The organism is Salmonella sp. 741265116_PST, assembly GCF_046567715.1.
Taxonomy (GTDB): domain Bacteria; phylum Pseudomonadota; class Gammaproteobacteria; order Enterobacterales; family Enterobacteriaceae; genus Salmonella; species Salmonella enterica.
The window spans coordinates 237,731-263,068 of the sequence record NZ_JBKFPH010000001.1; the positions used below are offsets into that span (position 1 = coordinate 237,731).

22 protein-coding genes are annotated in these 25,338 nt (G+C 53.2%); 9 read left to right on the plus strand and 13 right to left on the minus strand.

All coding sequences use genetic code 11. The features are described from left to right. Positions 1-26: 26 nt before the first annotated feature. Positions 27-965 (minus strand): malate dehydrogenase, encoded by a 939-nt coding sequence (gene mdh, locus ACLD11_RS01175; RefSeq protein ID WP_000861586.1) that lies wholly within the window; start codon positions 963-965, stop codon positions 27-29. A 414-nt stretch (positions 966-1,379) separates the two neighbouring features. Here mdh and argR point away from each other — a divergent pair, with 414 nt between their 5' ends. The 3 genes from argR (at position 1,380) to yhcN-B (ending at position 2,848) form a co-directional block, all read left to right on the plus strand. Further along, on the plus strand, positions 1,380-1,850 hold the full coding sequence (gene argR, locus ACLD11_RS01180) for a transcriptional regulator ArgR (RefSeq protein ID WP_001257852.1): 471 nt from the start codon (positions 1,380-1,382) through the stop codon (positions 1,848-1,850). Positions 1,851-2,214: 364 nt separating this feature from the next. After that, positions 2,215-2,478 carry a peroxide/acid stress response protein YhcN gene (yhcN, locus tag ACLD11_RS01185; protein WP_000695693.1) on the plus strand — a complete coding sequence of 88 codons (264 nt, stop codon included), beginning with the start codon at positions 2,215-2,217 and terminating at the stop codon, positions 2,476-2,478. Positions 2,479-2,581: 103 nt separating this feature from the next. Further along, entirely contained in the window at positions 2,582-2,848 is a 267-nt protein-coding gene (gene yhcN-B / locus ACLD11_RS01190) for a DUF1471 family stress response protein YhcN-B (protein ID WP_411014425.1), read from the plus strand. 59 nt (positions 2,849-2,907) lie between these two features. Here the strand turns inward: yhcN-B and ACLD11_RS01195 are convergent, their stop codons facing one another. The 4 genes from ACLD11_RS01195 to aaeX all read right to left on the minus strand — a co-directional run bounded on the left by ACLD11_RS01195 (position 2,908) and on the right by aaeX (position 6,468). After that, the gene (locus tag ACLD11_RS01195) at positions 2,908-3,180 is read right to left on the minus strand and encodes a hypothetical protein (RefSeq protein WP_001103887.1); all 273 of its coding nucleotides are present in this window, start codon (positions 3,178-3,180) and stop codon (positions 2,908-2,910) included. A 171-nt stretch (positions 3,181-3,351) separates the two neighbouring features. Continuing rightward, positions 3,352-5,319, minus strand: coding sequence for a p-hydroxybenzoic acid efflux pump subunit AaeB (aaeB, locus tag ACLD11_RS01200; RefSeq protein ID WP_411011372.1), 1,968 nt, complete (start codon positions 5,317-5,319; stop codon positions 3,352-3,354). 5 nt (positions 5,320-5,324) lie between these two features. Next, positions 5,325-6,257 carry a p-hydroxybenzoic acid efflux pump subunit AaeA gene (aaeA, locus tag ACLD11_RS01205; protein ID WP_411014426.1) on the minus strand — a complete coding sequence of 311 codons (933 nt, stop codon included), beginning with the start codon at positions 6,255-6,257 and terminating at the stop codon, positions 5,325-5,327. 7 nt (positions 6,258-6,264) lie between these two features. Next, positions 6,265-6,468 carry a p-hydroxybenzoic acid efflux pump operon protein AaeX gene (gene aaeX, locus ACLD11_RS01210; protein ID WP_000051840.1) on the minus strand — a complete coding sequence of 68 codons (204 nt, stop codon included), beginning with the start codon at positions 6,466-6,468 and terminating at the stop codon, positions 6,265-6,267. 181 nt (positions 6,469-6,649) lie between these two features. On the opposite strand from aaeX, the gene aaeR reads away from it, so the two are divergent. Beyond that, positions 6,650-7,579, plus strand: coding sequence for an HTH-type transcriptional activator AaeR (gene aaeR / locus ACLD11_RS01215; RefSeq protein ID WP_000440300.1), 930 nt, complete (start codon positions 6,650-6,652; stop codon positions 7,577-7,579). Positions 7,580-7,701: 122 nt separating this feature from the next. Here the strand turns inward: aaeR and tldD are convergent, their stop codons facing one another. The 8 genes from tldD to csrD form a co-directional block, all read right to left on the minus strand. Further along, entirely contained in the window at positions 7,702-9,147 is a 1,446-nt protein-coding gene (tldD, locus tag ACLD11_RS01220) for a metalloprotease TldD (protein WP_000055936.1), read from the minus strand. A gap of 144 nt (positions 9,148-9,291) precedes the next feature. Then, a complete protein-coding gene (yhdP, locus tag ACLD11_RS01225) occupies positions 9,292-13,092 on the minus strand; it encodes an AsmA2 domain-containing protein YhdP (RefSeq protein ID WP_411014427.1) in 3,801 nt (1,266 codons plus the stop codon). A gap of 110 nt (positions 13,093-13,202) precedes the next feature. Beyond that, positions 13,203-14,672, minus strand: a complete 1,470-nt coding sequence (gene rng, locus ACLD11_RS01230; protein ID WP_183059340.1) for a ribonuclease G — start codon at positions 14,670-14,672, stop codon at positions 13,203-13,205. Then, on the minus strand, positions 14,662-15,255 hold the full coding sequence (locus ACLD11_RS01235; protein WP_000210306.1) for a Maf family protein: 594 nt from the start codon (positions 15,253-15,255) through the stop codon (positions 14,662-14,664). The genes rng and ACLD11_RS01235 overlap by 11 nt, the downstream gene beginning before the upstream one ends. A gap of 8 nt (positions 15,256-15,263) precedes the next feature. After that, positions 15,264-15,752, minus strand: coding sequence for a rod shape-determining protein MreD (gene mreD / locus ACLD11_RS01240; protein WP_000179403.1), 489 nt, complete (start codon positions 15,750-15,752; stop codon positions 15,264-15,266). 2 nt (positions 15,753-15,754) lie between these two features. Then, on the minus strand, positions 15,755-16,807 hold the full coding sequence (mreC, locus tag ACLD11_RS01245) for a rod shape-determining protein MreC (protein ID WP_080206689.1): 1,053 nt from the start codon (positions 16,805-16,807) through the stop codon (positions 15,755-15,757). Positions 16,808-16,871: 64 nt separating this feature from the next. Further along, the gene (gene mreB, locus ACLD11_RS01250; RefSeq protein ID WP_000913396.1) at positions 16,872-17,915 is read right to left on the minus strand and encodes a rod shape-determining protein MreB; all 1,044 of its coding nucleotides are present in this window, start codon (positions 17,913-17,915) and stop codon (positions 16,872-16,874) included. A gap of 307 nt (positions 17,916-18,222) precedes the next feature. Then, positions 18,223-20,163, minus strand: coding sequence for an RNase E specificity factor CsrD (gene csrD, locus ACLD11_RS01255; protein WP_411014428.1), 1,941 nt, complete (start codon positions 20,161-20,163; stop codon positions 18,223-18,225). 203 nt (positions 20,164-20,366) lie between these two features. Here csrD and ACLD11_RS01260 point away from each other — a divergent pair, with 203 nt between their 5' ends. From ACLD11_RS01260 to accC, 5 genes are all read left to right on the plus strand, one after another. Then, positions 20,367-21,341: an MDR family oxidoreductase gene (locus ACLD11_RS01260; protein WP_183059339.1), complete on the plus strand. Its 975-nt coding sequence runs from the start codon at positions 20,367-20,369 to the stop codon at positions 21,339-21,341. A 112-nt stretch (positions 21,342-21,453) separates the two neighbouring features. Beyond that, complete coding sequence (gene msrP, locus ACLD11_RS01265) at positions 21,454-22,458, plus strand: protein-methionine-sulfoxide reductase catalytic subunit MsrP (RefSeq protein WP_411014429.1); 1,005 nt, start codon at positions 21,454-21,456, stop codon at positions 22,456-22,458. Next, positions 22,459-23,058 carry a protein-methionine-sulfoxide reductase heme-binding subunit MsrQ gene (gene msrQ / locus ACLD11_RS01270; RefSeq protein WP_001240053.1) on the plus strand — a complete coding sequence of 200 codons (600 nt, stop codon included), beginning with the start codon at positions 22,459-22,461 and terminating at the stop codon, positions 23,056-23,058. 392 nt (positions 23,059-23,450) lie between these two features. Then, positions 23,451-23,921, plus strand: a complete 471-nt coding sequence (gene accB / locus ACLD11_RS01275; RefSeq protein ID WP_000354626.1) for an acetyl-CoA carboxylase biotin carboxyl carrier protein — start codon at positions 23,451-23,453, stop codon at positions 23,919-23,921. Between the two features lie 10 nt (positions 23,922-23,931). Next, positions 23,932-25,281, plus strand: coding sequence for an acetyl-CoA carboxylase biotin carboxylase subunit (accC, locus tag ACLD11_RS01280; RefSeq protein WP_000884627.1), 1,350 nt, complete (start codon positions 23,932-23,934; stop codon positions 25,279-25,281). Positions 25,282-25,338: the final 57 nt, after the last annotated feature.

Here is a 25,338-nt window from a genome sequence, read left to right on the forward strand (position 1 = left end):
AAGCCCCGGCATCGGGCAGGAACAGCTTATTTATTAATAAAATCTTCACCCAGCTGAATATCTTTTTTCAGCGTATCCAGCATAGCGTCCAGCGAATGTTGCTCGAAAGCGCTCAGTGTGCCGATGGATTTGCGCTCTTCTACGCCGTTTTTACCCAGCAGCAGCGGCTGAGAGAAGAAACGGGCATACTGACCGTCGCCTTCCACATAGGCGCATTCCACCACGCCTTTTTCGCCCTGCAGAGCGCGAACCAAAGAAAGACCGAAACGCGCGGCAGCCTGACCCATAGAGAGGGTTGCCGATCCGCCGCCGGCTTTCGCCTCGACGACTTCAGTACCGGCGTTCTGAATGCGTTTAGTCAGCTCGGCCGCTTCTTGTTCGGTAAAACTTACGCCTGGAATCTGCGACAGCAGCGGCAGAATCGTCACGCCGGAGTGTCCGCCAATCACCGGAACTTCAACTTCCGTTGGCAGCTTACCTTTCAGCTCTGCGACAAAGGTATTAGAGCGGATGATATCCAGCGTGGTAACGCCAAACAGTTTGTTTTTGTCGTATACGCCTGCTTTTTTCAGCACTTCCGCCGCAATCGCAACGGTGGTGTTCACCGGGTTGGTGATAATGCCCACGCACGCTTTCGGGCAGGTTTTAGCGATCTGCTGCACCAGGTTTTTCACGATGCCGGCGTTAACGTTAAACAGGTCGGAACGGTCCATACCCGGCTTACGCGCCACACCCGCAGAAATCAGTACTACGTCAGCGCCTTCAAGCGCCGGGGTTGCGTCTTCACCGGAGAAACCTTTGATTTTTACAGCGGTGGGGATGTGGCTCAAATCAACGGCCACACCGGGAGTCACTGGAGCGATGTCGTACAGGGAGAGTTCTGAACCTGAAGGCAGTTGGTTTTTTAAAAGTAATGCCAGCGCCTGACCGATACCACCAGCAGCGCCGAGGACTGCGACTTTCATCCTAAACTCCTTATTATATGATTAACTAAGTGTCTATTGCTCCGCGGCGGCGACCTTAATTCACAAATTCAATGATTACAATCCTCACTCATCAAGAATGCGGAGTCGCGCAATTTTGGCTTTTATGCATTTAATTTGCGTAATCCGGATCGACTGCAACCAGAGAGCAACGTTCCTACAGGTGGTGACAATATACCCTACTATCCTCTCAAAACAACATCATTTTGATAACAATTAATTTACTTTTAATCTTATTTGCGAGGCGTGACACAGGCATGTTTCTTGATAACGAAATTTGATAAAATTCCGCTCTTTCATAACATTATTTCAGCCTTAAACAAGGCAGACTGTTTGCATAAAAATTCATCTGTATGCACAATAATGTTGTTTCTACCGCCATATTACGGGTGACTTATGCGAAGCTCGGCTAAACAAGAAGAACTAGTAAGAGCGTTTAAAGCGCTCCTCAAAGAAGAAAAATTCAGCTCACAGGGCGAAATCGTCCTCGCGTTGCAGGATCAGGGCTTTGAAAATATCAATCAGTCCAAGGTCTCGCGCATGTTGACTAAGTTCGGCGCAGTGCGTACACGTAACGCAAAAATGGAAATGGTGTACTGTCTTCCGGCTGAACTGGGCGTCCCAACAACATCCAGTCCGTTGAAAAATCTGGTGCTGGATATCGACTATAACGACGCTGTCGTGGTGATTCATACCAGCCCCGGCGCGGCACAACTCATCGCGCGCCTGCTGGATTCACTGGGGAAAGCGGAAGGTATTCTCGGCACGATTGCCGGCGACGATACTATCTTCACTACGCCTGCCAGCGGCTTTTCCGTAAGAGATCTGTACGAAGCCATTCTGGAACTTTTTGAACAAGAGCTCTAGTCCCACTTCCTCCGTCGTCGTACGGCGGAGGCATCTTTTTGCCCTCTCCCCTCGCCGCTTTCCTGTACGGCTATCATTTGGCAAATCATGCCCTTAAACATTCATCACATGAATGACAAATCAAAAAAACGCACAAAATGTCAAATTTTTTAACCAATTGATTTTCTTTTATTTTTCAAACAACAGCGGCGAAAAACAGCAATTTTAATTCCATAACGTTATAAAAAATAAAATTTTTGATATTTTTAAAAAGCAGAAACAATTAGCGTGGTATTAATTAATCGCGTGATTAGTGTATACTTAATTTTGTGATGAGGGTCACGAAACAAAGACCCCAGTAAAGGAATTCGACGAGGTAAAAATCATGAAAATCAAAACCACTGTTGCAACATTAAGTATTCTGTCCGTTCTCTCTTTTGGCGCTTTCGCCGCAGAACCTATCAGCGCAGAGCAAGCGCAAAACCGTGAAGCAATCGGATCGGTTTCAGTCAGCGCTATCGGCTCATCGCCTATGGATATGAATGCCATGTTGAGCAAAAAAGCGGATGAACAAGGCGCTACGGCCTACCACATTACCGAAGCGCGTAGCGGCAGCAACTGGCACGCCACTGCCGAACTGTACAAATAAAATTCACCTGCCATCGCATATAACGTGTCGTTACTTCGCGGAGATATCGCATAAGAAAAGCCCATTAATCCGCGAGGTTGACCCTATAAAGGAATAAAAGACCATGAAAACGAAATACATTATCGCATCACTCGGCCTGGCCACTCTACTCTCTTTCGGCGCAAATGCCGCAGTACATCAGGTCAACGCGGAACAGGCGCAGAATCTGCAACCGATGGGCACCATTTCCGTCTCGCAGATTGGCAGTACGCCAATGGATATGCGCCATGAGATCGTCGCTAAAGCCGAAAAAGCAGGGGCTAATAGCTATCGCATCATTGAATTAAAAGAAGGTGATAACTGGCACGCCACCGCCGAGTTGTATCAGTAAACCCTCGTCGTCTAACCCGACGACTTGCCCCCGCCTGTCGGGGGCTTTTTTATGCTTTTTCAATGCCGGACATTAAACCGTAGCCGCCCCTCCAGCTCTTCTTCCGCTTCATCAAAGAGTAAAATCAGCGCCCCATATCGCCTGCGCAGTTTATCAGGCAGGTGAACGAACTCAATCTCTAGCGGTAGGGGTAAGATATCGCTCATTACCGCATCCCATAATGTATCAAGATCGCTTACTTTCTCACTGGCAAGACCAAACGTCTGCGTAAACTCGCGATAAAAATCGCTTTGGTTTTTAATATCATTAAAATCAAAAGTATAGACATTCATAGCCAGCCACCATCCCCGACAGACAATTGTCTGTTTTACTACTAAGCATCATTATGCAGAGGTTTCACTTCCAGAAACGCTTTTAGCCCCGGAGCACTCTTGCGCTGTTTTTGTATCTCAAATAAGTATAGTCATAAAAAAACCGACGCTTTTGGCATCGGTTCTTGTGGGTTAGCTATCGGTAAGCGCGTTCTGGTATTTATGTAACATGCCCGTCAGGCGTTTAACCGGTTCCGTCACCTGCGGCGGCGCCTCCCAGATACGTAATTTCTCCTGATAGATATCCAGCTCATCCAGCAACTGACCAAAGTAGCGTCGCCGTTTATCATCGCTTCCGGCGGAAATAACATGGTCTGCAGTACGACGAAGCTGGCGGTGGAACACTGACAGATCTTCATTAACCGGTATCGGCGCGTCGCGCAGACGTTGATGAGCAATGATCATCGTTAGCGCCAGGCGAAACTTCGGCAAATCGCCAGGGAATTTATTCATCAGCAAAAAGAGTTGCTGATATAACGCAGGCAGACGGTTTTCTTTACGACGTACCACGTTGGTCGTCATTGCCGAGACCGCAGCGGAAACAAACTGATTAAGCAGCACGCGACCGGTTCGATCTTTGGATTTATCACGCACCAGCAGGATGACGATAAACGCCAGCATACAGCCGACAATTTGCCCCAACGCGCTGTCGAGGAACTGGCTGAAATGGAACGTCATCGGATTATCCAACACAATAATGTTAATCGTACTGGCCAGCGCCCCCATCGACCCCAGACGCCGTTTCTGGACCTCAATGCCGATAAAGAACCCCAATACCGCCAGGCTCAAACATAACAACAGCATACTTTGCTGCGTATTGGGAATAATCACCAGGAAATAGAGCAATCCCAGCGGCAACGCCGCCAGAGTGCCATAAATAAAATCAATGCAGACCATGCGCGGATTGGGTAAACGCATCGCCAGCGAGGTCACCACGGCAATCATCACCATCGCGCCATTACCCGATGTCCAGCCGGTCCATAGCCAGAATAATGTCCCCAGTATGCAGGAAAGCGTGGTGCGCCAGAAGTTCACCATCGCATGGTGACGTTCAGCGGATTCCACTTTAACCACGGGCTCGCCTTGCAGGATCTCTTCTTCCGTCGCGCTGATTTTGGTGTTGCTGATCACGCCGCGTTTAAGCAGCAGATAGCGCGTCGCAGCGCCTACCCAGCTATAAAGCGTGACGGGCGTTTCGCGCTCGCCGGTCCAGACAATAACACGCCGCATCCGTTTTAACTGCCTGTGGACGTCCTGTACCGTTTCAACCGGCGTCTCGAACAGTTCCCGGAATGTATCGGTAATCAGTTCCGGCCGCGTGTTTTGAATAAGATAAGTTTCACAGGATTGCGTAATCAGCGTGAGCGAAAGCGTATTCAACGCTTTCAGGCGGCGGTTAGCGCGTACCCAGCGCGAAGATTCCATATTCAGATTACTTCGCATCCCCTCCAGCGCCGCCGTGCGTCGCACCAGATCGCCCCAAGCGTTGTCGACTTCTTCGCTGTCGCCATGCTTAATACAAAGTTGCATTAGCTGATATTGCGCTACCAGTAAACTGTCCAGTTCGCGATCAACCTCCTGCTTTATCGATCGCGGCGAAAAAAGCAGATCCGCTAAAATAGCGCAGCCAATGCCTATGACGATTTCGCTACAACGCTCAAGCGCAAATTGCGGCGTGAGCAGCGGCTCCGTCTGAATGGTAATCACAATGATCAGCGCAGTATAACCTGACAGTCCCCACGCATAAGAGTTTTCGATCCGTACTAAAGAGGAGATCCAGGTACAAAAACCGGCCCAGACACAGCACACCAGAATCATCAATAGCGGCGCGCGGATCATAGCGATAATGATGATAAGCGCGGCGATACAGCCAATAAACGTCCCGATAATACGCAACATTCCGCGATAACGGATAGCGCCGGAATAGGGTTCTCCGCCGGCGGCAAATGCCGGGCCTGCCGCCACGATCGCGGCGGTCAGCACCGCCCAACGCGGCGTCTCCAGTTGAAAATGGAAGCCGATAAATAATGCCAGCACAATGGCGCACGCCAGCTTTACCGCAAAGCGAATGTGCTGGTTGGCAATGGAGAAAATGCCCATGACGATTAACCGAATTCGCGCAGCCGGTGCGCCAGTTTACGGAAGAAGGAGTCCTGGCTTGCGTCACGATCCTGCTTACCGGTGATCACGACGGTTGCCGTCGTACCGGCAGGCCACAAATTCCCCTGCTGCTCGTCAAGCCGGATGCGCACCGGGACACGCTGGGCCAGACGCACCCATTCGAGGTTAGAGTCTATCGTCGCCATCCCTTTCGCATCGCTGGTACTGCTGGCATTCGTTACCCCTGCCGCCACGCTATCGACGGTCCCTTTTAATACCCGGTTGCTGCCAAGCGGCGTGATTTCGGCACGATATCCCGGACGCACGCCTTCCAGCTTGGTCTCTTCCATATAGGCCTGCACGTAAAAAGAGTTCTTTTTCACCAGGGCGACGGCTGTGGTACCGCGGGTAATAAATTCACCGGCATAAACATTGAGGTTAGTCACCCAGCCATCGGCAGGCGCGCGAATGACGGTGCGCTCCAGATCGAGTTTAGCCAGATCACGCGTCGCCTGGGCTTTAGCCAGTTGATGCAGTACTGTCTGCAAGACATTGTTCGCCTGATCGATCTCTTCCCGGGACATCGCCTGTACGCCGAGGCGATTACGGCGACTGGCTTCCTGGCGTTTTTCCTGCGCCAGGACCTGATAATAGGCTACATCAGCTTCCGCTTCCGCCAGCGCTTTTTGATAGCGTGGCTGATCGATGGTAAACAGGACCTGATCCTTTTTCACCAGTTGGTTATCATGCACGTTTACATGGGTAATCAGGCCCGCGACATCCGGGGCAATAGCGACGACATCGGCGCTAAAACGCGCGTCGCGCGTCCAGGGAGATTCGGTGTAATACACCCAGGCGCGGAAAATGGCGATAAAGGCCAGAATAACCAGTACGAGGGTAATGGCCGTACGGGAGAGTTTTCTTGTTAGTGTTTTCACTTCAACCTCAAACGAACAGGCGCGATATTAAATAAAACAGACAACAATACAGCGCAGTATTGAACAGAGCCGGATGCCAGACAAAATCATAGATGCCCGTCGGCACTAGCATCCGACGCACCAGCCAAAAAATAGCCAGTGACAAAAGCAATTCGAAAAATATCGGTGGGAAGGAAAGACCAAACACCACGATAACGGGAAACAGACTCATGTTGACCTTGATTTCTGAGAGAGAGCAGGCGATAGATTGTTAAGCTACATCGCCGCAGAGAAGGGCAAGAGACGCCAGGCGAGAGCGACATAGCTCTTATTCGAATAATAGTATATTAACGTAATTGTTATGCTGTTATCTATATTATGTGATCTAAATCACTTTTAAGCCAGAGTGAATAATGGAACGATTAAAACGAATGTCGGTATTCGCCAAAGTTGTCGAGTTCGGCTCTTTTACCGCCGCAGCCAGACAGCTGCAAATGAGCGTATCGTCCATCAGCCAGACTGTGGCGAAACTGGAAGATGAGCTTCAGGTTAAATTGCTCAACCGCAGCACACGCAGCATTGGGCTCACCGAAGCTGGAAAAATCTATTATCAGGGCTGTCGTCGTATGCTGCATGAAGTGCAGGATGTTCACGAGCAGCTTTACGCTTTTAATAACACGCCTATCGGTACATTGCGTATCGGCTGTTCTTCAACCATGGCGCAAAATGTGCTGGCCGGGCTTACCGCAAAATTATTAAAAGAGTATCCCGGTCTGGCGGTCAATCTGGTGACAGGAATTCCGGCTCCGGATTTAATTGCCGACGGGCTGGACGTGGTGATCCGCGTGGGCGCGCTGCAAGACTCCAGCCTGTTTTCCCGTCGACTCGGCGCGATGCCGATGGTTGTGTGCGCCGCCAAGCCGTACCTCGCTCAGTACGGCGTCCCGGAAAAACCCGCCGATCTCAGTAGCCATTCCTGGCTGGAATATAGCGTGCGCCCGGATAATGAGTTTGAACTTATCGCGCCGGAAGGAATTTCTACCCGACTGATTCCACAGGGGCGGTTCGTCACTAACGATCCGATGACGCTGGTACGCTGGCTGACCGCCGGAACCGGAATCGCCTATGTGCCGCTGATGTGGGTGATCGATGAGATTAATCGTGGCGATCTGGAGATCCTGCTGCCTCGCTATCAGTCCGATCCTCGTCCGGTGTACGCGCTGTACACCGAAAAAGATAAGCTGCCGCTTAAAGTGCAGGTAGTGATTAACGCGTTAACTGACTATTTTGTCGATGTCGCACACCTGTTTCAGGGGATGCACGGGCGAGGGAAAGAAAAATAAAAACACCGGGTAATTGCTGAAGACGATTGTAGGCCAGATGCCACCCGACGCAGACATTGCCTGATGGCGCTGCGCTTATCAGGCCTGGGCGGCACACACCACAGGCCTGATAAGGCGGACAGTTATGCGGTGCCGCCAACCGTCAGGTTATCGACTTTCAGCGTCGGCTGGCCTACGCCTACCGGCAGACTTTGACCCTCTTTACCGCAGACCCCCACCCCGTTATCCAGCTTAAGGTCGTTGCCGACCATGGAGATCTGTTGCATCGTTTCAATGCCTGATCCAATCAACGTCGCACCCTTCACCGGCGTCGTGACTTTGCCGTTTTCAATCAGATACGCTTCCGAGGTAGAGAACACAAACTTGCCGGAGGTGATATCCACCTGACCACCGCCAAAGTTAGGCGCATAGATGCCGTACTCAACGGATTCGATAATTTCCTGCGGCGTTGACTGCCCCGCCAACATATAGGTATTCGTCATACGCGGCATCGGCAGATGCGCATAAGATTCGCGACGCCCGTTACCGGTCGGCGCAGCGCCCATCAGGCGCGCGTTCAGCTTGTCCTGCATGTATCCTTTCAGTACGCCATTTTCAATCAATACGTTGTACTGGCCTGGCGTACCTTCATCATCAATAGCAACGGAGCCGCGACGGTTCATCATTGTGCCGTCATCCACTACGGTGCAAAGCGCGGAGGCAACCTGCTCGCCGATCTGACCGCTAAACACAGATGTCCCACGACGGTTAAAATCACCTTCCAGCCCGTGACCGACCGCTTCGTGCAGCAATACGCCCGGCCACCCGGCGCCCAGAACCACCGGTAACGTCCCCGCTGGCGCAGCGACCGCGGAGAGATTAACCAGCGCCATGCGTACCGCTTCTTTCGCCCACGCGTCGGCACGAACCTCGCCGTCGAGATCGGCAAGAAAATACTCATAACCAAAGCGACCGCCGCCGCCGCTGGCGCCGCGCTCGCGTTTACCGTCTTCTTCCACCTGCACGCTAACGGACAACCGCACCAGTGGACGGACATCCGCCGCCAGCGTCCCGTCGGTCGCCGCCACGAGGATTAATTCATATACGCCGGTCAGGCTGGCGTTAACTTCCTGCACGCGTTTATCGGCTTCTCGCGCCGCTTTGTCAACGCGTCTGAGGATATCCAGCTTCTCTTCGCGGCTCATACTTTGCAGCGGATCAAGGGTGGTGTAGAGCGGCTGATGCGCTACGGCGGCGAGCGTTTTTACCTTGCCTTCGCCGTTCTCGCGTACAATGGTTCGCGCTGCCTGCGCACTCTGCTCCAGCGCCAGGAGGCTTATCTGGTCAGCATAAGCAAAACCGGTTTTTTCGCCGCTAATGGCGCGAACGCCAACGCCCTGGTCGATATTATATGAACCATCTTTAATGATGCGGTCTTCTAAAACCCAGGATTCGTGATAGCTCGACTGAAAATAGAGGTCGCCATAATCAAGACGGCGTTCGGCCAGTTGGCCCAAAATAGCGAACAGATCCTGATGGTTCAGGCCATTCGCCGCTAGCAATTGTTCACTTACCAGGTTCAGACTCATCGTTTTTGCTACTCGTTGATTTCTGCCGGATGGCGGTTCACGCCTTATCCGGACTACGTTGTTAGATTGTACAAACCGGATAAACGCAGCGCCGTCCGGCATGACTATTTACTGAGAGTGGGGCAATTCCTCGCCCCCGTCAAATCATTGCTGGCTTTCTTTTATCGGTTGGCGCAGAACTTCGTTGATCTGCGGCGCATCGACCGGACCGGTAATGCGATAACGCAGAATGGAGACCTTGCTCCATAGCGGCCCCAACACTTTACTGGCGGCAAATACCGCCGCGCCGACAATCGGGTTAACGGCAAACGCGGCGGCGACGCCCACTGTGGCGGAAATTTCCGGCGCGACGACTGCCTCCATATCAAGACGACGACGCACCAGATCAACAGAACCTTTCATTGCAATATCCGCTTCCAGCCCATCCACCAGCGTATCGTCAGTATGCAGGACGCCATCTTTAATCCACGCGGTACTATGAATAGAGTCGAAATAGAAGCCCTCGCTAAAGGTATCTCTGAAGTCAAACCGCAGCTTACGCAGCAACGCATCAAAACTGAGCAGCCGCAGTAGCTGTCCGGCATGACCGCTACTGAGATCAGTAAACTCGCCTTTACCCAGACGCGTGCGTAAAATCCCGTTGAGCGTGGCTTCATCAGGTTGCCAGGGCGGGTTTCGCCAGTGCAGATCGTAATCTACGTTAAAAGACGCGTTCTGGATTGGCGTCGAGATACCGAAGAACCCGGCAGCCGTGTCGAGGTTACTACCATGCAGACTACCTTTCAGCGAGGTTCGTTCATTACCCGGCGCATTCACCCACTCGCCGTTCGCTTTCAAACGGGCGAATCCGGTATCGATCAGGCCATTCGCCAGAGTCAGCGTATTGCCTTTGATGGCGAAATCGCCATCAATACGCCCATATTTTTGCCCCCACAGCCAGCACTCTTCGCAGCGAAGCTGTAAGTCCGGCCAGCCGCGGAAGCTAATCGTGTTCGCCGAAGCCAACGGCGATGTCGGCGTTGGTGACGAGGCGTGCGTTTTTGCGACGCCAGGGTTGTAGTACAGGTACTTAATGTTCGCCAGCCACGGCGCATGGTTGCGCATGAGCAGCGTGGCGTTCACCTCACGCCCCTGCGCTTCAATTTTTGTTCCGTTCAGCGAGGGGGCTGAAACGACGCTCAAATTGTTCCACTGCTGGCCGCCCAGCGATAGCGCGGGAGTACGCAACGTGACGCGTTGAGGAAACTCGGCCGAACTGCTCACGTTATCCGCCGCGCCTTTCTGGAATAACGCCAGCCATTGCGCACCATCCAGCGCCGGCAGATTGAGTTCAACGCCTTGTTGAGCAGGTAATGGCGGAATCGTCCGGCTGTCCGTCGTCCAGATAGCCCGATCCAACGTCAGCTTCTGATTTAATAACCAGCGGCTGTTAAAGTGATTTTTACTCCCTGCGCTCCCCGTTAGCGCAAAACTTTTCAGGTTGCCGTCAGCCTGAATGTTCACCGGAATGGCTTCGCCTGCGGGTTTATTTAGCGGAGAAGGTAAGTGACTGCTCACATTTCTCAGATCGCCGTTCAGCTCGATGTGATAAGTGGTGTCAGCGTGATACGGAAGATCGATGCCGACTTTACCATTCCACGTCACGCTGCCGCTCAGGGCGTCATTCAGTTGCGGCGGTAAGACGCCCATACGCGTTGGCTGCCAGTTACCGTTCAGGTTGACGGCGACCTGATAGGCTTTTGCCCCTTCCGTCGTACTGAAATCCAGGTTAAGCGGCTGATTAAACCAGTTTGCCGTCAGCGGCCCGCTTTTTAGCGCGCCATTCACAAAGCTGAATTTACCGTTCAGATTTTTGAGCGTGCTGTTTAGCGGCTTAATAAACAGACTGTTATTACGCAACGAGACATCGCCCTCGGCGGTAACCTGTTCACCATCCAGCGGAATATCAAGATGTAAGCGAGCATTCACATCGCCATCTAATTGGAGCTCCGTCAGCGTCGAGCCAAGCGAGTCTTTTAGCGGCGTCTCGTCGAAATAAGGCCCAACGGCTTTTCCCGGCCCGTTAATATCGGCATCAATGAGCAGTTTCTCTTTGGAATAATCCGGAATCGCCGCTGCGAGTTTTCTGGCCTTCACCCCGCCCAAATCGACGCTATCCGAACGCATCCACAGACCGTCGTTCAGGAAATCCAGTTCAATGTTGAGATTTTTTAGCGCCGGCCAGTCGGGTTGAAAGGCAAACGTCGCATTGCGTAGCGGCACCAGCACTTCAAACTGACCTTCGTTATGCTTATAGGGAAAGAGGTGCGGGTTACCACCGTAAACCAACGTGGCGTTATCCGCCTCGCCGCCCTGAATCGCGCCGCTAAGGTAATCGACCAGCGCTTTGCCCATCAGGTTTTCCGGAAAATAGCGCCACGCCTGAGATCCATCGTCGGTACTGATTCCGGCCAGAATGCCCAGCCACGGTTCGTCGCCCGTCGGTTGCAGATAGCGGAACCCGCCGCGCGCATGTACCGCCTTTGCTTTGACGTCAATGTCGCGGCCATCAAGCTGAAAGCCGTTCTCATTCTTCAACCAACTAAGCGTCGCGACGCCGTTTTCAATTTCCAGCGGCGCGCGAAAAACGGTTTCATAGGGCATTTTAGCCTGCTGCATCGCAACCTTCATCTGCCCGTCTTCTACGCTTCCCGCCAGCGTACCGGAAAAATGTTCCGCGCCGGGCAACAGCTTCCACTGTTTCCAGGCAAGATTTTCCCACGATGCCTGAAAACGCGTTTTTTCGGTCGCCTGTAGCGGAATATCCAGCGCCAGTGTGGCGATCTTTCCGCTCGGCTGCGTAGCCTGCCATATTTCGCCCAGCACAGGCGACAGTTTAGCCGCCAGCGGACGTAATGCTTCCAGCCCCGCCAGTTCAAGATTACTGGCGCGAATGCGTAGTTCATCGCTACGTGTGTGATTCTCGCCGCCGACGTCCTGCTGCGGGAGCCAGGCCACGGTTAAGGCTCCGCTCGGCCAGGGTTTACCATCAAGCGTAATCCGTGTGTCCGGAATATAAAACTGCCAGCCCGGCTGCTCGCGGCTAATCTGCGCCGTCAGGTTATCGACAGACAGCGTGTGCGTCGTGTTATCGCCCAGCCAGCTTGCGCCGCCCTGTTTCAGCCAGACGTCTCCTCCGGCGATTTCGCCTTTACTGAGCGTCATCCAGCCTTCCAGACTGAAACGCGCCGTCTGGAGCGCCACATTATCCTGCATCCATTTGCCCAGCCACGGCTTGACGTCAATATCGTCGGCCTGTAACCAGACTCTGCCGTTATTCAGCAAACCGTCGTCATCGCGTAAATCCATCCGCACCTGCATCACGCCGTGCTGCCCGGTCAGGCTGGAGAGGCTGACCTCGCCTTCGGCGCGGTGCCGCTCTTTGCCGTTTAGCCAGGTAAGCTGTGGGATCGCCAGCTCCGCGCGTTGTCCGGAAAGCGTCAGAAAACTGATTTGGCTATCGCGCAGATCGAAATGATCGAACTGCCGCAGGAAAAGATCGCTTAAACGGCTGGTTTCGATGCCTTCGCCGTCGCTGCTTTGAAGAGGCGTATTGGTGCGGAAATTGAGTTGCCAGAAGGTCAGGTCGCGAAACTGCCAGCGCATATGCAACAGGCTTTGCCAGACGTCCAGCGCCAGCGTAACGCGTTTTATCGACAGTTCGCCGCCATCTTTCAGGGCGGCATGAATATTATGCGCTTCCAGCGTAGGGCCAAAATTTTGCCAGCTTGCGGAGAGTTGGCTGGCGGCCACCGGCACGCCGGTCACAGACTCAATTTTATTCAGGATAGCTGGACGCCAGGCGTCAAGATGAGGCAACGCCAGGCGCAGCCCGCTAACCAGCAGCGCTGCAATGACGATGAGCGCGGCTCCAGTGAGCAATAAAATCCCCGGCAATCGCCTCACGCGTCTCTCCTTGTCTGCCAAAAAATACGACTCACACCCCTTGAGGGTATATTGCCGGATGGCGGCGCTTGCGCCTTATCCGGCCTACATGCGCTGGTGCTACTACTCAATTACATCATTACGACGTCAAACTGCTCCTGGTTATAAAGCGGTTCGATCTGAACTTTCACCTGTTTGCCGACAAAGATTTCGACTTCCGCCAGCGCGTGTGATTCTTCGCCTTTCAGCGCTTCCGCCACCGCAGGAGAAGCATAAACCAGGAAGCGATCGGAGTCATAAGCGTGATGAACACGTACAATTTCACGCATGATCTCATAGCAGACGGTTTCCACCGTTTTTACCGTCCCGCGGCCATGACAGGTTGGACACTCGTTACAAAGCACATGTTCCACGCTTTCACGGGTCCGTTTACGGGTCATTTCCACCAGTCCCAGCGGCGAAAAACCGTTAATACTGGTTTTCACGCGATCCTTACTTAACGCCTGTTCCAGCGAATGCAGCACCCGGCGGCGATGATCTTCATTATTCATGTCGATAAAATCGATAATGATAATGCCGCCCAGATTACGCAGGCGTAGCTGGCGGGCAATGGCCTGAGTCGCTTCAATATTGGTATTAAAAATGGTGTCGTCGAGATTACGGTGTCCGACAAACGCGCCGGTATTGATATCTACCGTCGTCATCGCTTCGGTTTGGTCGATAATCAGATAACCGCCGGACTTGAGTTCAACCTTGCGCTCCAGCGCGCGCTGGATTTCATTTTCCACGTCATAAAGATCGAAGATCGGCTGATGGCCACTGTAATGCTCCAGCTTACTGGTCATTTCCGGGATGTATTCTGCGGTAAACTCCAGCAGCGACTCATAGGTCAGACGTGAGTCGACGCGAATTCGGTCCAACTGCGCATCGGCGAAATCGCGCAGCACGCGCTGCGCCAGCGCCAGTTCGCCATACATCTGGTAGCGCGTTTGCGGACGCTTTTTGCGCTCCATGACTTTCGTCCAGACGCGCTTGAGATAGGCGGCGTCAGACGCGAGATCCTCTTCACACACGCCTTCCGCCGCGGTACGGATAATAAACCCGCCCTGTTCGTCGCAGTATTCCGCCACCACCTTTTTCAGGCGCTCGCGTTCACTTTCGCTTTCGATGCGCTGGGAAACGCCAACGTGTGACGCGCCGGGCATAAAAACAAGGTAACGGGAGGGCAACGTGATGTCCGTGGTCAAACGCGCGCCTTTCGTGCCGAGCGGATCTTTCACTACCTGCACCATCAGATCCTGTCCCTGACGCACCAGTTCGGAGATATCGCGCACGGTAAACTGTTTTTGCTCGTCGCCTGCCACGCATTCGGTATGCGGCATAATGTCGGAAGCGTGAAGAAATGCGGCTTTATCCAGCCCAATATCTACAAAAGCCGCCTGCATACCTGGAAGTACACGACTTACACGACCTTTGTAGATATTGCCAACGATTCCGCGTCGCGCTTCGCGCTCAATATGGATTTCCTGAAGAATACCGCCATCAATGTACGCCACGCGCGTTTCCGATGGCGTTACGTTTACCAACAATTCAGCCGTCATGTTTATCCCTTTTATCACGCAGTGCGTTAAAATGACTCAACAACTCATACGTTTCAACCAGCGGTAAGCCGACCACGGCGTGATAGCTGCCATTTATCTTCCTGACAAAACAGCCACCCCGCCCCTGAATACCGTATGCACCTGCTTTATCTAAAGGCTCGCCGCTGGCGACATAGCCAGTAATATCCTGCGCAGAAAGCGTGCGGAAAGTCACCTCCGTTACCACCAGACAATCCAGCGTCTGCTGCGAGTCCGCAAGCGCAACAGCAGTCATCACCTGATGCGTATTTCCGGAAAGCAAACGCAACATTTCTGCGGCATGAGCGGCGTCGCGCGGCTTTTCCAGCACCTCGCCGTTTAACACGACTATCGTATCCGCGCCCAACACCGGCAGATCACGGGGAACCAGCGCCACGCCAGCCTGCGCCTTTTCGCGCGCCAGCCGAACAACATACTGCTGCGCGCTTTCCTGAGCACGCCGTTGCTCTTCAATACCAGGCACGACCTGCTCGAATGAAAATCCAAGTTGAGTCAATAATTCCTGGCGACGCGGGGAACCGGAAGCAAGATACAGAGTTGTCATATCGACCTTTATTGCACAGCAAACTGCTGGCGTACTTTACGCATCAGCAAAAAGAGCCAGGGCCACAGCACGCCATTGACTACACTACTCCAGAACACTTCCGGTCTGAAAGAGACGTTGATCACTAAAAACTCGGCCCAGAAAACAATAATGTCCACGGCCAGTGAAAGCAACATTACCACCAGCGCCTGCTGCCAGAGCGCCAGGTTACGGAAGAGCTGGAATTTCAGAGCGACCAGGTAGGCGACAATACTCATCGACAGAGCGCGCACGCCAAGTGTGGAACCGCTGATGAGATCAAGTATGGCACCCATCACAAATCCCGTCCCCACATTTACGCGGTGCGGCAGGGCCAGAATCCAGTACAGTAAGATGAGCAAAACCCAGTTTGGCCGGAAAACAATGATGTCGTCCGGCCAGGGCATGATTTGCAGCAACAGCGCAATAAGAAACGAGAGCCAGATAACCCAGCGCCCCTGGCTACGATAACTCGCCACCATTACCCTCCCGGCGCACGCGCAGGCGGCGTGGTCGCGCCCGAAGGCGATGGTTGCGTTGCTACCGGCGCCGTCTGGCCCGCAGATGGCTGAGTAATCCCCGTCGCCGGGTCCGGCACTGGCGCCGGCGGCCCCATCGCATCCGGAGAAGGCAACACCTGCGGCATCATCTGCATCAGGCGCTCATTGGCAACGCGGTGAACCTCTTCCGGCGTCATCGGATTGGCGCCGTTACGATCGGCTCCCCACAACAGCAGCAGATAGCGTAAACGCTGCAAACCCGCGGTTGGACGTGCCTGAATGACGGTATAGGCGCGCTGAGTGTCCAGCTTGACGGAGGAGACCACCGCCACCGGATACCCTTCCGGGAAACGCCCACCAAGTCCGGACGTTACCAGCACATCGCCGACGCGAATATCGGTATTGGCGGGCAGATGTTCAAGCTGAAGATCGTCAGTACAGCCGTTACCGGCGGCAATCACGCGGATGTCATTGCGCAGTACCTGAATCGGCAGCGCATGAGTCGCATCGCAAATCAGCAGTACGCGACTGGTCAGTTTCGCCACGGCGACAACCTGCCCTACGACGCCTTTGTCGCTAATGACCGGTTGACCTTCATATACGCCATTAACACTGCCTTTATCGATAACGACCTGATCGCTGTAAGGATCGTTAACCGTTGAAATAACCTGCGTTACCATTTTCTGCTCGTCCTGACGCAGCGGCGACCCCAGCAGCTCGCGCAACCGCGCGTTCTCCTGTTTGTACTGCCCCAGCATCAGCAGGTCGCTGTTTTTTAGCAGTAATTCCTGGCGCAGCGCCCGGTTTTCCAGCTCAAGCTGGTCGCGAGAAGCCAGCGTTTGCGACACGCTGTCGAGCAGTTCACGAGGGCCGTTTGAAATAAAATAGAAAGGACTGACGGCAGTGTCCATGTACGTTCGGATTTGACTGAACGTCCCCAGGCGGCTGTCGGCAATGATAACGCCGAGCGCCACCAGCACCGCCAGAATAAGGCGAATCTGTAGCGACGGGCCACGGCTAAAAATTGGCTTCATAGGCTATGCGTATTCTCGCGTCGGAGAGGCAGGACAATCCAGGGATAATCCTGCCCGAATCCAACTACTCTTCGCTGAACAGGTCGCCGCCGTGCATATCGATCATTTCCAGCGCCTTGCCGCCGCCGCGCGCCACACAGGTCAGCGGATCTTCAGCAACCACGACAGGAATGCCCGTCTCTTCCATTAACAGACGGTCAAGGTTACGCAGCAGCGCGCCGCCGCCGGTGAGCACCATACCGCGCTCGGAGATGTCTGACGCCAGCTCCGGCGGACACTGCTCCAGCGCCACCATTACCGCGCTGACGATACCGGTCAACGGTTCCTGCAACGCTTCCAGAATCTCGTTTGAGTTCAGAGTAAAGCCGCGTGGAACGCCTTCCGCCAGGTTACGGCCACGCACTTCGATCTCGCGGACTTCATCGCCCGGATAAGCGGAACCGATTTCGTGTTTAATACGTTCTGCGGTGGCTTCACCAATCAGAGAACCGTAGTTACGACGAACGTAATTAATGATGGCTTCGTCGAAGCGGTCACCACCAATACGGACAGAAGAAGAGTAAACCACGCCGTTCAGGGAGATAACGGCAACTTCAGTGGTACCACCACCGATATCCACAACCATTGAACCGGTTGCTTCAGAAACTGGCAGACCTGCGCCGATCGCGGCCGCCATCGGCTCTTCGATCAAAAAGACTTCACGGGCGCCTGCGCCCTGAGCGGATTCACGAATCGCGCGGCGTTCTACCTGCGTCGCGCCGACCGGCACGCATACCAGTACGCGCGGGCTTGGGCGCATAAAGCTGTTGCTGTGCACTTGCTTAATAAAGTGCTGGAGCATTTTTTCGGTCACAAAGAAGTCAGCGATAACGCCGTCTTTCATCGGACGGATCGCAGCGATATTGCCCGGCGTACGGCCCAGCATCTGCTTTGCATCATGACCGACTGCAGCCACGCTTTTCGGCGAACCGGCACGATCCTGACGAATGGCCACAACGGAAGGCTCATTCAATACGATGCCTTGTCCTTTTACATAAATGAGGGTATTCGCGGTACCCAGGTCAATGGACAGGTCATTGGAAAACATGCCACGAAATTTTTTCAACATACTAAGGGATAATCCTGAAAGCTGGGGCGGAAAACAAAATCCGCTTACTTTACCAACCACACGCAGCAGCGACAAGGCGCAAAAATCATCTGCTACGGTGAAAATTAGTGCAGTTCGTTTCCTTTGTTACAAATCTCGGTCTGAGTCCCTCAGGGCTGAAAAAATCAGCAGCAATCCTCGCCTTCGTTTGCAACCTGTCAAAGGTCATTCACCTGCATATTTGCTGCAACAATCTGGCGAGCAGACAAGCACACTCCCATGAGGCGCAGCGCGCGTTATTCTACGTGAAAACAAATTAAACGGCAGGTTAAACCGAGTATCTTTGCGAATATTTTTTCACGTTTGTGTCAAGTAATTGGGAGGAGGCAAAAAAATCACCCTGCCCGCCAGCCACACCGCTTTTTGTCAGCGTCTGCCACTCGCCGCGCGAACGGACGCCCGTCGCGTAAACCTGCGTAGGCGTACCCGCGCAGGCCTCTACCAGACTTTGAACCAGAAGCTGGTTTTCCGTTCGCTTCTCAATGTTTCTGACCAGACTCGGATGCAGCTTGAGTAATTCCACATTGAGCGCTTTAATCCAGCTCGTGCTAACCAGCGTCAAACCCGCCTGTGTCACCGCCACCCGAACGCCAAGCGCATTGACTAAGCGAAGGATGGGTTGTAACCGGCTGATGTGTTGACAAACATCTGCCTCCGCAAGTTCAATAATTATGCGATTTCGCTGTGATTTTTCACACTGCATTAACGTATCGCGCAACCAGCGCTGAAAACGCGGACGAATCAGCGACTCAACCGTCAACTGCATTGCCAGATTTTCATCCGGCCAGTAGCCCAGCAACGTAATCAGGCGGCTAATTTGTAATCTGTCATACTCTTCCGATAAACCAAATTGCAACACCATCGGCATATACTCCGCCGAGCTCACCTCTTCTTTACCGTCATAGATGCGACACATCAATTCCCGATGATGCACGCGACCTTCTCGCGTGACCGCCGGTTTTTGATAAAGTCGCGGTCCGCCCCGGTTCAGCATCTGCTCAATCAATGTGCGCCAGCGCACATTGCCGCGCCCTTTTTCCGGCAGAGTGTCGTCGTAGATAGCCCAGCTATTTCCCCCCTGCAGGGCGGCGTTCCGCGCCGCGGCTTCAGCATGTTCCATCACCTGCTCGGTGGACTGTCCGCTGCGCCAGGCGCAAATGCCGATATGTACCATATCGTCACGATCGAGCATTTTGTTAGCCGGTAGCGCATCGACAGCTTTTAAAAGTTGTCCGGCAATACTTTCCGCTTCTTTCAGCGTTCGATGCGGTAGCAGCACGGCAAAGTCGCTGCGGTGATAACGCGCCAGCAGCGAGCCTGGGTAACGCATAATAAATGTCGATAGCAGATTGATAAGCATAAACATCTGCTCTTCCGCCTGATTGCCTCCCAGGCTGTCGCGCAGAAGATTGAAGTCTGGCAAGCGGATCATCATCACCACGCCATGCACTCCCACTTTTTCCTGATCTTCCAGCAGCGTCGCCAGTTGGTTATCAAAGAACAGGCGATTACCGAGTCCGGTTTTGGTGTCCTGCGCGGCGTAGGAGCGAATGAGGGTGTCCAGGCGACTACGCTGTTCGTGAGCAAACTGAATTTCGGAAAGCAATACATCAAGCGCGCTACTGGTGCGCGCCGGCCATTCGTAAACAGAGCCGCGGACATTCGCCCCGCGTTCGCCGTTCAGAATACGCGTTGAGCGAATTTCCAGAAGCTCTTGCCCGGAAAGCTGCCGCTGCAGCCAGCGCACCGATAAAAACAAAATCAGAACGATAAAACCGATCGCCAGCGTCAGCGGCGCCGTGGTGATCAGTGAGTGAAAATAGTTGCCCATCGGGTCCTGATAAACCAGACATAGCGACATTCCTGGATGTTTTATCAGCGGTACGACCAGCTCGCGATACATGTCGCTGGTGCCGGCTGGCCGATAACCTCTGGCGCGAGAATGGCTGTAGACGCTGCGCTCCCCCTGCAGCAGATCGACACGCACAATATCGGAAGCGATCATAAGTTCGTCGATTTGCGGCGTCAGCGAGACAATATCATGGGTCACCAGGTGCGTATCAATGGCTGTCGCCGTCGCCTGCACACGGCTGACATACTTATACTGTACGGCGTTATAAAAGCTTAGCGAGCAACCTATCAGCGTCACGAAGATCGTTAACCCCGTGAGCAGCGTGATAAAAGCTGAGAACTTCGTCGTTAATCGCATCCTTGAGTTAACTCCGACGGTTATAAACAGTATGAAAAAGCGAATCTGAAGGCGGAATTCGCCACGGCGCGCAATGAAGCAGGCATACTACCAAAATGGATCTATCTGGCAATTTATTGCGTTGCATCGGCATCACGTTTTAATTAGCGAGTATAGTCTTCGTAGCTATTTTTCCAATCTACCATGTAAAGTGAGGACAGGTTATGCAGGCGTTGATCTTAGAACAGCAGGACGGTAAAACCCTCGCATCCGTGCAACATCTCGAAGAGAGTCAACTGCCAGCAGGTGATGTGACGGTGGATGTCCACTGGTCCAGCCTGAATTATAAAGATGCTCTGGCTATCACCGGAAAAGGGAAAATTATCCGTCATTTTCCGATGATTCCTGGTATTGATTTCGCCGGCACCGTTCGCGCAAGCGAAGATCCTCGCTTTCATGCAGGCCAGGAAGTACTACTGACTGGCTGGGGCGTGGGCGAAAACCACTGGGGCGGCCTGGCCGAACGCGCACGCGTTAAAGGCGACTGGCTGGTCGCGCTGCCTGCGGGACTGAGCAGCCGTAACGCCATGATCATCGGCACCGCCGGTTTTACTGCCATGCTGTGCGTCATGGCGCTTGAAGATGCAGGTATTCGCCCGCAAGACGGTGAGATTGTCGTCACCGGCGCCAGCGGCGGCGTGGGCAGCACTGCCGTTGCATTACTGCATAAGCTGGGCTATCAGGTTGCAGCAGTATCAGGACGTGAAAGCACCCACGGCTATCTTAAGAGCCTGGGAGCTAACCGTATTCTCAGCCGCGATGAGTTTGCTGAATCTCGCCCGTTGGAAAAACAGCTGTGGGCCGGTGCAATTGATACCGTTGGCGATAAAGTGCTGGCGAAAGTGCTGGCACAGATGAACTATGGCGGTTGCGTGGCCGCCTGCGGCCTGGCGGGCGGCTTCGCGCTGCCGACCACCGTTATGCCATTCATTCTGCGTAATGTGCGTTTGCAAGGGGTGGACTCGGTGATGACCCCACCGGCACGTCGCGCAGAAGCCTGGGCGCGTTTGGTTAAGGATCTGCCGGAATCGTTCTATGCTCAGGCCGCCACAGAGATTACGCTGGCGGATGCGCCGAAGTTCGCCGATGCCATCATCAATAATCAGGTTCAGGGCCGTACGCTGGTGAAGATAAAATAACGTCACGTATAAAAAAATTTACACTTAATTAACTATTTATTTTTACACATTGACAGACTCCCTGTCATATTCACTACACGCCATGTTGTGGTGGGTAGACCGGGAGTCTGTGATGAAAAAGATACGTCCATTAACAGAAGCCGATGTGACTGCGGAATCGGCTTTTTTTATGCAGCGCCGACAGGTGCTAAAAGCATTAGGCATCAGCGCGGCCGCCTTATCCTTACCCTCAACGGCGCAGGCCGATCTCTTCAGTTGGTTTAAAGGCAACGATCGTCCGAAAGCGCCTGCCGGTAAACCGCTTGAGTTTAGTCAGCCTGCCGCCTGGCGAAGCGATTTAGCGTTAACGCCGGAAGATAAGGTGGCGGGCTACAACAATTTCTATGAGTTTGGCCTCGATAAAGCCGACCCGGCGGCCAATGCCGGGAGTCTGAAAACCGAACCGTGGACGTTGAAAATCAGCGGGGAAGTCGCGAAGCCATTTACGCTGGATTACGACGATTTAACACATCGTTTTCCATTAGAAGAGCGTATCTATCGAATGCGCTGCGTCGAAGCGTGGTCCATGGTCGTGCCGTGGATTGGTTTCCCTTTATATAAGCTACTCGCGCAGGCACAACCCACCAGCCACGCTAAATATGTGGCATTCGAAACGCTATACGCGCCGGATGATATGCCAGGACAGAAAGATCGCTTTATTGGCGGCGGACTGAAATACCCTTATGTCGAAGGGCTACGTCTGGACGAAGCCATGCATCCGCTGACTCTGATGACCGTTGGCGTCTATGGTAAGGCGTTACCCCCGCAAAACGGCGCGCCCATTCGACTCATCGTTCCATGGAAGTATGGTTTTAAAGGTATTAAATCTATCGTCAGCATTAAACTCACCCGCGAACGTCCGCCAACCACCTGGAATTTGTCGGCTCCCAACGAATATGGTTTTTATGCCAATGTGAACCCGCATGTGGATCATCCACGCTGGTCTCAGGCTACCGAACGCTTTATTGGTTCAGGCGGTATCCTTGATGTGCAAAGGCAGCCGACGCTGCTGTTTAACGGCTACGCCAATGAAGTCGCTTCGCTGTATCGCGGTCTCAATTTGCGGGAGAATTTTTAAGTGCGTCTGACAGCAAAACAGATAACCTGGCTAAAAGTTTGTCTGCATCTTGCCGGTTTTTTGCCGCTTCTGTGGCTCTTTTGGGCGATAAATCACGGTGGACTCAGCGCAGACCCGGTAAAGGATATCCAACACTTTACCGGCAGAACCGCGCTCAAATTTTTGCTCGCCACCTTGCTGGTTTCACCGCTGGCGCGCTACGCTAAACAGCCATTATTGATACGCACACGCCGCCTGTTAGGATTATGGTGTTTCGTTTGGGCTACGCTGCATTTAACCAGCTATGCCTTACTGGAACTGGGGATACATAACCTGGCGTTGTTAGGAAGCGAGTTGATTTCACGCCCTTATTTGACGCTTGGGATCATTAGCTGGCTGGTGTTATTGGCGCTGACGTTGACCTCAACGCAATTTGCGCAGCGTAAATTGGGCAAACGCTGGCAAACACTGCATAACGTCGTCTATCTTGTCGCGATCCTGGCTCCCATACATTACCTGTGGTCGGTAAAGATTTTATCACCGCAACCGGTCATCTACGCGGCATTAGCGTTAGCCCTTTTAGCGTTGCGTTACCGGAAGTTTCGCCAGTGGTGGCGCTAGTTTGGTGAACTGTGCGGTCGATTGCAAAACGCAAAACAGGTAATGTCCTTTTTATGTTTCGGGTTGATTATCTTCCCTGATAAGACCAGTATTTAGCTGCCAATTGCGACGAAATAGTTATAATGTGCGACTTTACATTGCCCAACGGCGATTTTCGTTCGCAGAAAGGGTGACAATCGTGCAATGAAGGTATATTTTGTTTTTTGCCCGAAAATGGCAGAAGATAGCCACACAATGACTGGCAAATCATGAATTTCACCTTCGGGTGCTACGGCATAACAGGCAAATCAAAGATGCGCGGTATTTTACCCGCGGCAGTCATTCACATGCTTTACAGACGGCGCTAAAACGCCTGTCACAATCACACTAAACAAAGAGTACGGAACCCACTCATGGATATTCGTAAGATTAAAAAACTGATCGAGCTGGTTGAAGAATCAGGTATCTCCGAACTGGAAATTTCTGAAGGCGAAGAATCTGTTCGCATCAGCCGCACAACGGCAAACGCCGGTTTTCCGGTGATGCAGCAGGCTTATGCGGCGCCGATGATGCAGCAACCCGCTCTGTCTAACGCTGTCGCGCCAGCGGCTACTCCAGCAATGGAAGCGCCTGCCGCAGCGGAAATCAGTGGTCACATCGTACGCTCCCCAATGGTTGGTACTTTCTACCGCACCCCAAGCCCGGACGCGAAAGCGTTCATCGAAGTGGGCCAGAAAGTGAACGTGGGCGATACCCTGTGCATCGTTGAAGCCATGAAAATGATGAACCAGATCGAAGCTGACAAAGCAGGTACTGTGAAAGCGATTCTGGTCGAAAGTGGTCAACCGGTAGAATTTGACGAGCCACTGGTCGTCATCGAGTAACGAGGCGAACATGTTGGATAAAATTGTCATCGCCAACCGCGGCGAGATCGCACTACGTATTCTTCGAGCCTGTAAAGAACTCGGCATCAAGACCGTCGCTGTGCACTCAAGCGCGGATCGCGATTTAAAACACGTATTGCTGGCGGATGAGACGGTCTGTATTGGCCCGGCACCGTCCGTAAAAAGTTATCTGAACATCCCGGCTATCATTAGCGCCGCTGAAATCACCGGCGCGGTGGCAATCCACCCGGGTTACGGCTTCCTTTCTGAGAACGCCAATTTTGCCGAGCAGGTTGAACGCTCCGGCTTTATCTTTATCGGCCCGAAAGCGGACACCATCCGCCTGATGGGCGATAAAGTGTCCGCGATTACCGCGATGAAAAAAGCGGGCGTGCCGACCGTACCAGGATCTGACGGCCCGCTGGGCGACGATATGAATGCGAACCGCGCTCATGCCAAACGTATTGGCTATCCGGTGATCATCAAAGCGTCCGGCGGCGGCGGCGGCCGCGGTATGCGCGTGGTTCGTAGCGATGCTGAACTGGCGCAGTCCATCTCCATGACCAAAGCGGAAGCGAAAGCAGCTTTCAGCAACGACATGGTATACATGGAAAAATACCTGGAAAATCCACGCCACATAGAAATTCAGGTGCTGGCGGACGGCCAGGGCAACGCTATCTATCTGGCGGAACGCGACTGTTCCATGCAGCGTCGCCACCAGAAAGTGGTTGAAGAAGCCCCGGCGCCAGGCATTACGCCGGAACTGCGTCGCTATATCGGCGAACGCTGCGCGAAAGCGTGCGTAGACATCGGCTATCGCGGCGCAGGGACGTTCGAATTCCTGTTCGAAAACGGCGAGTTCTATTTCATCGAAATGAACACCCGTATTCAGGTTGAACACCCGGTGACTGAAATGATTACCGGCGTCGATTTGATCAAAGAGCAGTTGCGCATCGCGGCGGGTCAGCCGCTGTCGATCACACAGGACGAAGTTGTCGTTCGAGGCCATGCGGTAGAATGCCGTATCAATGCCGAAGATCCGAACACCTTCCTGCCAAGCCCAGGCAAAATCACGCGCTTCCATGCGCCTGGCGGCTTTGGCGTTCGCTGGGAATCCCATATCTACGCGGGCTACACGGTACCGCCGTACTATGATTCCATGATCGGCAAACTCATCTGCTACGGTGAAAACCGCGACGTGGCGATTGCCCGAATGAAAAATGCCCTGCAGGAACTGATTATCGATGGTATCAAAACCAATATCGATCTGCAGACCCGCATCATGAATGACGAGCACTTCCAGCACGGTGGAACCAACATCCACTATCTGGAGAAAAAACTCGGTCTTCAGGAAAAGTAATCGCACGTTAGTCTCAAAAGGCCGGTGAATCCGGCCTTTTTTATTTCTGGGGATAGC